At 70.6% G+C, this 13,117-nt stretch carries 13 protein-coding genes; all 13 read right to left on the minus strand.

The window, feature by feature from the left end:
• Positions 1–3 precede the first annotated feature (3 nt).
• Entirely contained in the window at positions 4–1,026 is a 1,023-nt protein-coding gene (gene hpnH / locus ABZ079_RS14475) for an adenosyl-hopene transferase HpnH (protein ID WP_356939736.1), read from the minus strand.
• A gap of 5 nt (positions 1,027–1,031) precedes the next feature.
• On the minus strand, positions 1,032–1,673 hold the full coding sequence (locus ABZ079_RS14480) for a 1-hydroxy-2-methyl-2-butenyl 4-diphosphate reductase (RefSeq protein ID WP_356939737.1): 642 nt from the start codon (positions 1,671–1,673) through the stop codon (positions 1,032–1,034).
• Position 1,674: 1 nt separating this feature from the next.
• Positions 1,675–3,708: a squalene--hopene cyclase gene (shc, locus tag ABZ079_RS14485; RefSeq protein ID WP_356939738.1), complete on the minus strand. Its 2,034-nt coding sequence runs from the start codon at positions 3,706–3,708 to the stop codon at positions 1,675–1,677.
• Between the two features lie 155 nt (positions 3,709–3,863).
• On the minus strand, positions 3,864–5,000 hold the full coding sequence (locus ABZ079_RS14490) for a polyprenyl synthetase family protein (RefSeq protein WP_356939739.1): 1,137 nt from the start codon (positions 4,998–5,000) through the stop codon (positions 3,864–3,866).
• Complete coding sequence (gene hpnE / locus ABZ079_RS14495; RefSeq protein WP_356939740.1) at positions 5,000–6,427, minus strand: hydroxysqualene dehydroxylase HpnE; 1,428 nt, start codon at positions 6,425–6,427, stop codon at positions 5,000–5,002. Before hpnE ends, ABZ079_RS14490 begins: the two co-directional genes overlap by 1 nt.
• Positions 6,424–6,552 carry a DUF6380 family protein gene (locus ABZ079_RS14500; RefSeq protein WP_356939741.1) on the minus strand — a complete coding sequence of 43 codons (129 nt, stop codon included), beginning with the start codon at positions 6,550–6,552 and terminating at the stop codon, positions 6,424–6,426. The genes hpnE and ABZ079_RS14500 overlap by 4 nt, the downstream gene beginning before the upstream one ends.
• On the minus strand, positions 6,552–7,514 hold the full coding sequence (hpnD, locus tag ABZ079_RS14505; RefSeq protein WP_356939742.1) for a presqualene diphosphate synthase HpnD: 963 nt from the start codon (positions 7,512–7,514) through the stop codon (positions 6,552–6,554). The genes ABZ079_RS14500 and hpnD overlap by 1 nt, the downstream gene beginning before the upstream one ends.
• Entirely contained in the window at positions 7,511–8,407 is an 897-nt protein-coding gene (gene hpnC, locus ABZ079_RS14510; RefSeq protein WP_356939743.1) for a squalene synthase HpnC, read from the minus strand. Before hpnC ends, hpnD begins: the two co-directional genes overlap by 4 nt.
• Positions 8,408–8,771: 364 nt before the next feature.
• A complete protein-coding gene (locus tag ABZ079_RS14515) occupies positions 8,772–9,551 on the minus strand; it encodes an ABC transporter ATP-binding protein (protein WP_356939744.1) in 780 nt (259 codons plus the stop codon).
• Complete coding sequence (locus ABZ079_RS14520) at positions 9,544–10,473, minus strand: ABC transporter permease (protein ID WP_356939745.1); 930 nt, start codon at positions 10,471–10,473, stop codon at positions 9,544–9,546. The genes ABZ079_RS14515 and ABZ079_RS14520 overlap by 8 nt, the downstream gene beginning before the upstream one ends.
• A gap of 90 nt (positions 10,474–10,563) precedes the next feature.
• The gene (locus ABZ079_RS14525; protein WP_356939769.1) at positions 10,564–11,436 is read right to left on the minus strand and encodes a glycosyltransferase; all 873 of its coding nucleotides are present in this window, start codon (positions 11,434–11,436) and stop codon (positions 10,564–10,566) included.
• 5 nt (positions 11,437–11,441) lie between these two features.
• Complete coding sequence (locus tag ABZ079_RS14530) at positions 11,442–12,221, minus strand: CDP-alcohol phosphatidyltransferase family protein (RefSeq protein WP_356939746.1); 780 nt, start codon at positions 12,219–12,221, stop codon at positions 11,442–11,444.
• The coding region (locus ABZ079_RS14535; RefSeq protein WP_356939747.1) for an iron-containing alcohol dehydrogenase family protein at positions 12,199–13,117 on the minus strand (919 nt) is incomplete at its 5' end. The genes ABZ079_RS14535 and ABZ079_RS14530, both read right to left, overlap by 23 nt.

The following is a 13,117-nucleotide window of genomic DNA, read 5'->3' on the forward strand; positions in this document are numbered from 1 at the left end:
GCGTCACTCCCGGTTTCCGGCGGCGGCCTCGCGCATGGCCCGCAGCGACTCCTTGAGGGAGCCCATCGTGGCGAGGACGGCGGTGGGCTCGTAGCCGCAGTGCGCCATGCAGTTGGCGCAGCGGGGGTCCTTGCCGCGGCCGTACTTGTCCCAGTCGGTCTTCTCGATGAGTTCGCGGTACGTCGGCACGTATCCGTCGCTCATCAGGTAGCAGGGGCGCTGCCAGCCGAAGAGCGAGTAGTTCGGGATCGCCCACGCGGTGCACGGGAAGTCGACCTTGCCCTCCAGGAAGTCCAGGAAGAGCGGGGAGTGGTTGAGCCGCCACTTCCTGCGGTTGCCACCCGCGAAGGCCTTCTTGAACAGCTCCCGGGTCTGCTCGACACCGAGGAAGTGCTCTTGGTCGGGCGCCTTCTCATAGGCGTAGGCGGGCGAGATCATCATCTCGTCGACCTTGAGGTCGTCATTGAGGAAGTTGAGCACCTCGATGATGGTCTGCGGGGTGTCGGTGTTGAAGAAGGTGGAGTTGGTGGTCACCCGGAAGCCGCGCCGCTTGGCCTCCTTGATGGCCTCCACCGCCTCGTCGAACACGCCCTCCTTCGCAACGGACTCGTCGTGCCGCTCACGCAGCCCGTCGATGTGCACCGCGAAGGCGAAGTAGGGCGAGGGCTTGAACTTCTCGATCTTCTTGCGCAGCAGCAGCGCGTTGGTGCACAGGAAGACGAATTTCCTCCTCGCCACCAACTGCCGCACGATCTCGTCGATCTGAGGATGCATCAGGGGCTCGCCGCCGGCGATGGAGACCATCGGCGCACCGGACTCCAGCACCGCGCCCACGGCCTGGGCGACCGGCATGCGCTGCTTGAGCACACCGGCCGGGTGCTGGATCTTGCCGCAGCCCTCGCACTTGAGATTGCAGGCGAACAGCGGTTCCAGTTCCACGATGAGCGGGAACTTGTCCCGTCTGCGGATCTTCTGTTCAGCCAGGTATGTAGCGACCTTGATGGACTGACGCAACGGCATGGCCATCTGGCTCACCTCCGGGGGAGCAGCAAAGAACGGTGCCATTCAAAGAAAGCGGGAAGAACGGAACGAAGAACACGGAAAGCTGATATTCCACCGCGCACCGTGCCAATCCGGACGAGTTCATGTTCGGGAGCGTCCACGACCACCCGTACGGCCGCAACCGGACGGTCGCCCGCACGGCCGGCGGCGAGCAGCGTGGCCGCGGACTCCATGTCGGCCGCGATCGCGCCGGTCGCGAGCAGATCGGACCGCTCCGGGCCCCGGACCACGTGGTCGGAGCCGGTGAGCGGCCCGGTGTGGACCGTGCGTCCGGGCAGGATGCGCACGAGTTCCTCGACCAGCAGGTCGGTGCCCACACACGGGACGGTCCCGTGCGGGTCCCGGGTCTCCTCGGCGACGATCAGGTCGCCGGGGTGCATGCCGGGGGCGAGTCCGGCACAGAAGCCGGTGGCCAGTACGGCGGCCCCGGCGAGGGCCGGGGCCGCCAGACGGCCGGTGATGGAGCGTTCCGCCGCCCGGGGACCCATGCCCGTGCGGACGACGGTGTACGGCCCGCCGGCACCGCCGCGGTCGCCGGTGCGCAGGGCGAGGTGCTCGATGCCGAGCGCGCAGGCGATCAGCAGCGGGGCCGGAGCGGGCTGGGTGCTCAAGTCAGCTACTCCCCTTGGCCTGCGGAGCGGCCTTCTCGGCCGGGGCCAGGAGGTTGCGCTCGAAGGGGTCGCCGTGCAGGTACCGGCCGAGCGCGGTGAGCGGGAACACCTGCCGGTAGAGGTGGTAGTTGATGGAGAAGTCCCAGGGGAAGCCGGTGCCGGTGAAGTACGGCTCGTCCCAGGTGCCGTCCTCCCGCTGGGTGTCGGCCAGCCAGCGGATGCCGCGCTCGACGGCCCGGGAGTCCTTCTCCCCCGCCGCGAGCAGCGCCATGAGTGCCCACGCCGTCTGCGAGGCGGTGGAGGCGCCGCGGCCGCTCCACTCCTTGACGTACTTGTAGGAGCGCAGGTCCTCGCCCCAGCCGCCGTCGTCGTTCTGAACGCTCTCCAGCCAGGTCACCGCCCGCCGGATCGCCGGGTGGGAGGCGGGCAGGCCCGCCGCGGTCAGCGCGGGCACCACCGAGCCCGTGCCGTAGATGTAGTTGACACCCCAGCGGCCGAACCACGAGCCGTCCGGCTCCTGTTCGGCGAGCAGCCAGCCGATGCCCCGCCGGGTGCGCGGGTCGTGGGCGAGGCCCTCGGCGGCGAGCATCTCCACCACATGCGCGGTGACATCCGCGGACGGGGGGTCGATGACCTCGCCGAAGTCACAGAACGGCAGCCGGTTCGGGAACGGACTGGTGTTGTCCACATCGAAGGCGCCCCACGCGCCGTTCTTCGACTGCATCCCCAGATTCCAGCGCACGGCCCGCCCGATCGCCCGGTCCACGCGCTCGGGGTCGTGGTGCCTGACCCGGCGCAGCGCGAGGGCGACCTCGGCGGTGTCGTCGATATCCGGGTAGTTGTCGTTGTGGAACTCGAACGCCCAGCCACCCGGTGGCAGCTGGGGTCGCTTGACGGCCCAGTCACCCGGGCGCACGATCTCCTCGCCGAGCATCCAGTCGGCCGCCTTGACCAGTTGCGGGTGGTCGGCGGGCAGGCCCGCGTCGACCAGCGCGATGGTGGCGAGGCAGGTGTCCCAGACCGGGGACTGGCAGGCCTCGATCATGCGGGCGCCGTCCTCGCGCCAGACGGCGAAACGGTCCAGCGAGGCGAGGCCCTCGCGCATCACCGGGTGCTGGAGGTCGTAGCCGAGCAGGTACAGGGCGATGACCGAGTACACGGCCGGGGGCTGGATGCCACCCCAGCAGCCGTCGTTCTCCTGCCGCTCGATGATCCAGCGGGCGGCGGAGTTCATCGCGGCCTTGCGGAGTCTGCGCGGCGCGACCTTGCGCAGCCGGTGCAACGCCTTGTCCAGACGCTGGAAGACGCCGTCCCAACTGGCCACCGGCGCAAGCGGCTTGGGGGGGTTGGGCTGGGCCGGGTCGGTGTGCAGCTCGTCCAGCGGGAAGGGCGCCGGACGGACCGGGCGCTTGGCCGAGACGATGGTGAGCGGCACGATCGTCTGCCGGGCCCAGCACCCGAAGTCGTAGATGTTGAGCGGCATCCAGCTGGGGAAGTAGATCAGCTCCGGGGGGAGTTCGGGCAGGTCCTCCCACTTCCACCAGCCGAACAGGGCGAGCCAGATCCGGGTGAAGACGCGGGCGGCGGCGATGCCTCCGCGCTCCCGGATCCAGGCCGATGCCCGCGCCATGTGCGGGGCGTCGGGAGCGTCACCGGCCAGGCGCAGGGCGACGTACGCCTCGATGGTGGTGGACAGTTCACCGGGGCCGCCGTAGAAGGTGGCCCAGGTGCCGTCCTCGCGCTGCTCACCCCGGATGAACTTGGCGGCGGCCTCGGTCGTCGCCGCGTCGCCGATACCCAGGAACTGACGGAGCAGCAGGTCCTCGGCGTCCATGGTGACGTTCGTCTCCAGGTCGCCCTTCCACCAGCCCTCGGCATCCTGCCGGGCGAGCAGGAAGTCGGTGGCGCGCCTCGCGGCGCGTGCGGCGGCTTCTTGTACCCCGGCCGCCACGGGGGTGATGAGGGTGGTGTCGCTGGCCGCGGCAGCGCGGGTCGGCAAGGTCGCCCCGGTGCTTCCGTCGGTCGTCGCTGTCATGGCTTCCCCTTCGTGCAGTCGTGCGAGTCGTGCTGCTGTGGGTCCGCCGTCGGCCGGTGTCCTGCGTCCTTGGGTCCCTCCCCGCTCGAACGAAGCCGAGAGCTCGGGGCGGACACCGGCCGGCGACTACGCGAGGTGTGTCGAGCCGATAGTGATCATCTCTTTCGTACGACGACGAAGTCGGCGAGCGCCGTGAAGGAGGCCCGTACCCGGTCGGGCATGTCGACGGCGTCGAGGGCTTCGAGGGCGATGGTGTACTGACGACGCGCTTCCTCGGCCGTCCAATCGCGGCCGCCCGCCTCCTCGATGAGGGCGGCGCGGGCCGCGAACTCCTCCTCGGAGAAGTTCTCGAAGTCGCTGCTCTTGGCGTCGGCCGCGAGGATCTCGGCGAGCTGCTCCGAGGCCGAGCCGCCGGCCGCGAGGGCGGCCACCACCGGCAGGGACTTCTTGCGCTGCCGCAGGTCGCTCCAGGTCTGCTTGCCGGTGGCCTCCGGGTCGCCCCAGATACCGAGAAGGTCGTCGACGGCCTGGAAGGCGAGCCCGAGGTGGTAGCCGTACCGTTCCAGCGCGTCGGCGGTGGCGTCGTCCGCACCGCCGAGGACCGCGCCGATGGAGGAGGCGCAGGCGAGCAGCGCGCCGGTCTTGTTGCCCTCCATCTCCAGGCACTCCTCGACGCTGACGCGATCGCGGTGCTCGTAGGAGATGTCCTGCGCCTGACCGTCGATCAGGGCGCGGGTGGCGGCGGTCAGCCGACGGGTGGCGCGGCCCGCCTCGACGGTGCCCAGCTCCAGCAGGACCTCGTTGGCGAGGGCGAACAGGGCGTCGCCGACCAGGATGGCCTGAGCGGGGCCGTGCACCTTCCAGACGGTGTCGCGGTGCCGGCGCTGTTCGTCGCCGTCCATCAGGTCGTCGTGCAACAGTGAGAAGTTGTGGACGAGTTCGACGGCGACGGCACCGGGGATGCCCGTCTCGGGTGCGGCGCCGGCGACCTCCGCCGAGAGCACGGCGAGGGCGGGGCGTACGGCCTTGCCGCCGTCCCCGTCGGCCGGGTTGCCGGCGGCGTCGATCCAGCCGAAGTGGTAGGCGGCGACGGTGTCCATGGGAGGCGCCAGGCGGTCGACGGCCGCACGCAGGACCGGTGTGGCCAGGGTCCGGCCGCGCTCCAGCAGCGCGGACACCTCCGCCGCGGCCCGTGGAGCGGGCGTCGAGGCCGGGGGCACAGTGGGCACAGTCTCTCCTCTTGTTGCGGTACCGGGAGTGCGGAGGCCTGCCGCGGGCTCCTGGGCGAGCATCAGGCCGCCTCCTCGAAATCGAAGAGGTGGCGGGGGCGGGGCCGGCCCAGAGCGCTCAGCACGGCGTCTGCCGCGCTCACTCCACTGCGGACCGCACTCTCCATGGTCGCGGGCCACCCGGTGGCGGTCCACGCTCCGGCCAGGTACAGGCCGGGGGCCTTGGTGCGGGCGCCGGGCCGCAGCCGCCCGACGCCGGGGGTGGGGGCGAACGTGGCCGTGCGCTCCCGGGTCACGAAGAAATCCTGCACCACGGCCGCGCACGTAGCCGGAATCAGTCGTTCCAACTCGGGCAGGTAGCGCTCGCGGAGGTCGGCGACCGGGGCGTCGATCTCGTCCTGCGCCGCCGACTGGGACAGCGCGAGGTACTGGCCGGCACGCAGCCCGGAGGCGTCGGTGCGGTCGAAGACCCACTGCACGGGGGTGCCGAGGGCCGCGAAGAAGGGCTTCGCGAGCACCCTGCGGTCGTAGACGACATGGACGTTGAGGATCGGGGCGGTGCCGATCTCCAGCAGCCTTTCCGGGGCGTCCAGGGCACCGGGCGGCAGCAGGTCGTGGGTCTCGCGCTGGGGCACGGCGAGGACGACCGCGTCGGCTTGCAGGGTCGCGCCGGGAACCTGAACGCTCCAGTTCCCGTTTTCGTTGGTAGAGACGGAGGTGACGCGTGTACGGACCTCGGTACGCACGCCCGCGGAGTCGAGCGCCTTGCGGGCCAGCCGGTCGTGCAGTTCGCCCAGCGGGACGCGGGCCCAGCCGATGTCGGCCGCGCCCGGGTCGGACAGCAGACCGGTCTTGAACACCATCGCGGCGAGCCCCAGCGAGGCGTCGCCCGCGACCGCGTTGAGGGTGGCGACCCCGACCAGGTCCCACAACGCCTCGAGAGCGCGCGCCGACTGGCCGTGCGCGGCCAGCCAGCTGCCGAAGTCCTGCGAGTCCAGGGCCGGATCGGCGAGGTCCAGCCCTTTCAGCGCGAGCGCGGCCCGCCCGACCGCCGCGCGCTCGGCGAGCGAGAGGTGCGGATAGGCGGCCAGGCTGCGCCCCAGGTGGAGGGGGACGGGCAGCGGGTCACGCCGCAGGCGGCCGAGCCGCCGCCCCTCGGGCTTGGCGACGTCGACGACGGGCACGTCCAGGCGGTCCTGCAGCGGGGCCAGCGCCGCGCCCTCGATCCGGTCGAGGAACCAGCGGTAGGCGGTGCAGCAACGCAGGTACACGTGCTGGCCGTTGTCGACGGTCAACTCGCCGCGCTGGAAGGAGAAGGCGAGGCCGCCCAGCCTGGGCCTGCCTTCGAGCAGGGTGACCTGGACGCCCGCGTCGGCGAGCGCGAGCGCCGCGGTGATGCCGGCGAGACCGCCGCCGACCACCACAGCGCTGCGGCCTGCCACCTGCGGCGTACCGGCGTGCGCCGGTGCGGGGCGTGAGCCGTCGCTCATCGTGCGTCCTTCCGTGCGTGCCGAGCGTGCTGGTTGAACGGTGCACGCCGGGCCGTCGCAGTCAGGGACGCCACGCCGCAGCGGAGGGTTGCCTGCCGCGCGCAGACCCGCTCGGACACGTCCATCAGGCGCGCCTCCTGACGGAACGGGGAGAGACATGGCGCGAGACATGCCGGGTGTCGAGGCCGGACAGGCCACGCACGGCGACATACGCCTTCTCGTGTCCGGGCAGCGAGACCCGGCCGCGCAGCACGGCCTCCGGTTCGCGCTCGATGCGTTCCAGCAGACGCCGGTAGATGCCGGCCATGGCGGCCACGCAAGCGCCGCTGCGCCGGTCGAGCATGGGAAGCAGCCGGTAGCCCTCGGCGAAGAGGGCGCGCGCCCGTCGCACCTCGAAGTGCACGAGGCCCGCGAAGTCGGAGCCCTCGGGAGGGGTCGGCCCATGGAACCCGGCCGAGCAGCCGAACTTGGCGAGGTCGTCGGCGGGCAGATAGACACGGCCGCCCTGGGCGTCCTCGCGGACGTCCCGGAGGATGTTGGTGAGCTGCAGCGCGAGACCGAGCGTGTCGGCGTACTCGGGTGCACGCTCGGCGCCGTACACCCCTGGTTCGGTACCGAACACGCCGAGCGAGAGGCGTCCGATGGCACCGGCGACACACCGGCAGTAGACCTTCAGGTCGTCCCAGGTCTCGTAGGTCTCCCCGCGTGCGTCCATCTGGACACCGTCGATCAGCTCGTCCAGGCCACCGAGCGGGATCGGGAAGGCGCGCGCGGCGTGCGTGAGGGCGACGGCCACCGGGTCGGTGTCGTCCTCCTCGACCTCGCCCTCGCGGATCCGGGCGAGCAGCGCACGGGTGTCCGCCAGCCGCGCCAGCTTGACCTCGTCGGCCAGGTCACCGTCGCCGATGTCGTCCACGCGCCGGGAGAACGCGTACAGCGCCGACATGGCGCGGCGCTTGGCCGACGGCAGCAACCGGATGCCGTAGGCGAAGTTACGGGCCTGCTGCCCGGTGACGGCCTCGCAGTAGCTGTAGGCGGCGAGTACCGGTGCGGACACGTGCGGCGGAGAATCCACGGTCCGGATCACCCCTCTCCTCGCAGGATCACGCCCGCCTCACGCAGCAACTGGACCTTGCCGGGTCTGGGCGGGCCGGGAAGTACGTCGTACTCGGCGGCGGCGATCGCCCGGATCGCCGCCCTCCCCCCCGCCACGAACCCCGCGAGCAGCAGTTTCAACCTGCCGTGGACGCTACCCACCAGGGGGGCGCCTTCATTCAGCAGATCGCGGGCGCGTTGCCCCTCGTATGCAACCAGGGCGCGCACCGATGCGCCCGCGGTTTTCGCGGAGAGATCCGTTTCCTGGACGTGGAAGCGCTTCATGTCCTCGACGGGCAGATAGATGCGGTCGCGGCCGAGGTCCTCGGCGACGTCCTGGAGGTGTTCCACGATCTGCAGGGCGGTGCAGATCGCGTCGGACAGCCGGATCCGCTCGGGGGTCGAGGTGCCGGTGACGGCGAGGACGAGGCGGCCGACGGGGTTGGCGGACAGTTCACAGTAGGCGAGGAGGTCGTCGTAGGTCTCGTACCGGGTGACGAGCTGGTCCTGGCGGTTGGCGGCGATCAGGGCGAGGAACGGCTCGGGGATGAGGGAGTGGCGCCGGACGGTGGGCTGCAGGCGGCGCAGCAGAGGGTGACGTGGGGTGCCGTCGAACACGCGGCGCAGGTCTGCCTCGAAGGCGTCGAGGAGGATGAGGCGGTCGTCGGCCTCGGCCGGCGACACGCCGAGCAGACGGGCGTCGGCCCCGCCGGGGGCGAGGTCGCCGTCGCCGATGTCGTCCACGAGGCGGGCGAAGCCGTAGACGGCCGTCAGATCGTCGCGCCATGCTCTGGGGAGGAAGAACGGGGCCACGGGGAAGTTCTCGCTCGCGGCCTTGTCCAGTGTGGCGCGTTCCAGGTCCGGCGCCGGGTCGGCGGCCGTCATCGGGCGCTGCCCGGGGCGGGGACGGCACATGCTGCGTTGAGCTGGGGAGTTTCCGTAGCCATTGCCGTCGTCACATCTCCCGTTCTACACTGCCGACCCAATACACACTATTTCGGACACGCCGCCCGGTAATGCGCGAGGCCGCCCTGACGGAGGATGTCGCGCATTATCGCCCCACTTGCCGCTTTCCGGGACCGGTCCAGCTTACGTTGTACAACGCAGCAAGGATCGTCGGGGTGTCCCGCACATCACAAGAACACACCGATTGGCCTCAAGATTCCTCGTGCCAGCCGGAGTTGACGTTTCCTTTGCAGACGCGGGGCCCCGCCGGAACGGTTTCCGACGGGGCCCTGGCCGAAATGGGCTACTTGCCCGTGAACTTCTCGTATTCCTTCAGGACCTCTTCGGTCGGTCCGTCCATGCGCAGCTCGCCGCGTTCCAGCCACAGCACGCGGTTGCAGGTGTCGCGGATCGACTTGTTGTTGTGACTGACCAGAAAAACCGTTCCCGCCTCCTTGCGCAGTTCCCGGATGCGCTCCTCCGAGCGCTTCTGGAACTTGCGGTCACCGGTGGCCAGCGCCTCGTCGATCATGAGGACGTCGTGGTCCTTGGCGGCGGCGATGGAGAACCGCAGGCGGGCCGCCATGCCGGAGGAGTACGTACGCATCGGCAGGGTGATGAAGTCGCCCTTCTCGTTGATGCCCGAGAAGTCGACGATGTCCTCGTAGCGCTCCTTGATCTGCTCCCGCGACATGCCCATGGCGAGGCCGCCCAGGATGACGTTCCGCTCGCCGGTGAGATCGTTCATCAGAGCCGCGTTGACGCCCAGCAGGGACGGCTGGCCGTCGGTGTAGACCCTGCCCTTCTCCGCGGGCAGCAGGCCGGCGATGGCGCGCAGCAGGGTGGACTTGCCGGAGCCGTTGGAGCCGATCAGGCCGATGGCCTCGCCTCGGTAGGCCACGAAGGAGACGCCGCGCACGGCGTGCACCTTGCGCACCCCGCGCTCCTCGCCCCGCTTCAGGATCCGGCTGAGGGCGGCCGTCGCGCTGCCCTTGCCGCTCTTGGCGCCGTTGACCCGGTAGACGATGTGCAGCTCGTCCGCGATGACCGTCGGGCGTCGGTCCTGGTTGTTCTGCTCAGCCACGGCCGTACCGCTCCTCCGCCTTCCAGAAGTACACGAAGCCGCCCACGGCGAAGAGCGCGGCCCAGCCGCCCGCCGCGGCCCAGACGTGGTCGGGCAGGTTCTCGGACCCGTAGCCGTCGATCAGGGCGAAGCGCATCAGGTCCATGTAGATGGCGGCCGGGTTCCACTGGAGAACCGTCGCGATCCAGTGCGGCTTGTCCTGCAGCATGATCGGGATGGAGAACATCACGCCGGACGCGTACATCCACGTACGCATCACGAACGGCATGAGTTGGGCCAGGTCCGGGGTCTTCGCACCCGCACGCGCCATGATCAGGGCGAGCCCGGTGTTGAACAGGAACTGCAGGACCAGCACCGGCACGATCAGCAGCCAGGACGGGCTCGGGTAGCTGCCGAAGCCGATCGCCACGAGGAACAGCACGACCATCGAGAACAGCAGCTGCTGGAGCTGCTGGAGCGAGAAGGAGACCGGCAGGGCGGCGCGCGGGAAGTGCAGGGCGCGCACCAGGCCGAGGTTGCCGGAGATCGCGCGGACGCCCGACATCACCGAACTCTGCGTGAAGGTGAACACGAACACGCCGGTGACCAGGAACGGGATGTACACCTCCCGGGACATTCCGCGGTTGGCGTGCAGGATCAACCCGAAGATGAAGAAGTACACGGCCGCGTTCAGCAGCGGCGTGGCCACCTGCCAGAGCTGGCCGAGCTTGGCCTGGCTGTACTGGGCCGTCAGCTTCGCCTGGGAGAAGGCGAGGATGAAGTGACGCCGGCCCCACAGCTGGCGGACGTACTCCACGAGCGAGGGCCTGGCACCGCTCACGGAGAGCCCGTACTTGGCGGCCAGCTCGGCCGCCGTCAGTCCCTCGTCGGGCGACGGGGCCGCGGTCACCGCGACCGCGCCGTCGTGCGTGGTCTCACTCACAGGTGGAAACTTTCGTCTTCGGGTTCGCGTTCGAGTTCGTCGTCCGGTGCGTCCGTCTCCGGGCGCACCGGCCCCTCAGGGACGAGCTTGTCAGATGACCGGGGGACGGCCCAGTCGGGTGAGTCGCCACACCGTACGCCAGCGCATGGGGCGGCGGGGCCCGCAGGGGGTGGACCAGCCCTCCTTGAAGCCGCCGAACCAGGCCCTGAGCGCCGGCCGCGAGGGACGGCGGAGCAGGGTGAGCAGCATCCAGACCCCGAGGTAGACCGGGACCAGGAGGGCGGGGAGGTTGCGACGGGCGAGCCAGACGCGGTTGCGGGCGACCATGCGGTGATAGACCGCGTGCCGCGACGGCGCGGTCGTGGGGTGGTACAGCACCATGTCGGACCGGTAGTCGATCATCCAGCCCGCGTCGAGGGCCCGCCATGCCAGGTCGGTTTCCTCGTGGGCGTAGAAGAATGCGTCGGGAAGGCCGCCGACTTCCGCGAAGACGCGGGTGCGGACCGCGTTGGCGCCGCCGAGGAAGGTGGTGACCCGGGAGGAACGCAGCGGGTCGGAGGCGCGCAGCCGGGGCACGTGGCGGCGCTGGGTCTCGCCGGTCTCGGGGTCGGCGATGCGGAAGCTGATGATGCCGAGCCGGGGGTCCGCGGCGAAGGCCGCACGGCACAGCTCGGCGGTGTCGTGGCGGGCGAGCAGACCGTCGTCGTCCAGGAAGAGCAGGATGTCGACATCGCGGCCGCTGGGGCCGAAGGCCTCTATGCCGACGTTGCGGCCGCCCGGGATGCCCAGGTTCTCGGGCAGTTCCATGGTCCGTACGCCGTCGGGGACGTCCGGGACGGGCGAGCCGTTGCCGACGACGACCACCTCGACCGGGTCGCCGTCCTGCTTGGCGACGGAGTCGAGCAGGGCCCGCAGCTCCTCGGGCCGGTTGCCCATGGTGATGATGACGGCGCCGACCTTCATGCCGCTCACCGCAGCCTGCTCGACGCCAGGATGGACACCAGGTGCAGCAGGGTCTGCAGCAGCGCGATGCCGGCGAGGACGGCCGTACCGAGCCGGGTGAAGAACAGGTCGCCGCGGGCCTGGTCCGCGATCGCGAGGACCACGATCAGCAGCGAGGCCTCGATACCGAGGATCAGCCGGTGGAACTTCAGTGCCGAAGCGGCCCGGCGGGCCAGCGCCATGCCGGAGGATCGCGGCTCGGAGGCCGCCTCCTGCACCGGAGGCTTGCCCGCCTGGTGCCGGGCGACGCCGACGAGGTCGGTCTCGGCCTTGATCAGGATGGCGCCGAGCGCGGCGAGGGTGCCGAGGAAGGCCCACAGCCAGTCGATACGGCCGCTGCCCCACAGGTCGGCGGCGCGCAGGCCGAGACCGACCAGCACGGCCGCGTCGGTGAGGTAGGCGCCGACGCGGTCCAGGTAGACCCCGCCGAGCGAGTACTGCTTCTTCCAGCGGGCGATCTCGCCGTCGACGCAGTCCAGCAGCAGGTACAGCTGGGTGGCGACCACGCCGAGCAGGGCGCCCGCGATCCCCGGTACCAGCAGGGCCGGGGCCGCGAGCACACCGCAGACGGTCATCAGGTACGTGAGCTGGTTGGGCGTCACCCTGGTGTTCACCAGGTAGCGGTCGATGCGCAGGGACACCTCGCGCATGTAGAGGCGTCCCGCCCAGTGCTCACCGCTGCGCCGGTCCTTCACCCCCGCGGGGTGGACGACCGGACGGAGTTCAGCTACCGATGGCCTTGACATAGTCGGCGTAGATGTCCTTGATCTGGTTCGTCTTGAGGTCGAGGTGTTCGAGGATCGTGTAGCGGCCGGGCCTGGTCTCCGGAGCGAACTCCACGGCGCGGACGAACTCGTCCACGGTGAAGCCGATCTCCTCCGGCAGCACCGGAAGTCCGTGCCGGCGCAGCACCTCGGCCATGTACGCCGACTCCTCGTGCGCTCCGCGCAGGTACATCGCGAAGGCGGCACCGAGCCCGCACTGCTCGCCGTGGGCGGCGGCGCGCTTGGGGTACAGCAGGTCGAAGGCGTGGTTGATCTCGTGGCAGGAACCCGAGGCGGGCCGGGAGTCGCCGGAGATCGACATCGCGACGCCGGTGAGGACCAGTGCCTCGGCGAGCACCTGGAGGAAGTCGTTGTCCCCGATGCCGCCGGGGTGCCGGAGCACCGCCTCGCCGGCCTGTCGGGCCATCGCGGCGGCCAGACCGTCGATCTGCTCTCCGTTGATGCGGTTCGCCAGCTCCCAGTCCGCGATCGCGTTGATGTTGGACACCGCGTCACCGATGCCGGCGCGCACGAAACGGGCCGGGGCCTCGCGGATCACGTCCAGGTCGATCACGGCCGCGATCGGGTTCGGCACGCCGTAGGAGCCCCGGCCCGCGTCGTTGTCGAGGGTGGCGACCGGTGAGCACAGGCCGTCGTGCGCGAGGTTCGTGGGTACGGCGACCAGGGGCAGGCCGATGCGCGCCGCGGCGAACTTGGCGCAGTCGATGATCTTGCCGCCGCCCAGGCCCACGACCGCGTCGTAGCGGCCGGACTGCATCTCGCCGGCCAGCCGGACCGCGTCGTCCAGGGTGCCGCCGCCCACCTCGTACCAGGTCGCCCCGGGCAGCGAGGGCGCGAGGCGCTCACGCAGCCTGGCG

This window comes from Streptomyces sp. NPDC006314 (assembly GCF_040613075.1).
Lineage (GTDB): Bacteria > Actinomycetota > Actinomycetes > Streptomycetales > Streptomycetaceae > Streptomyces.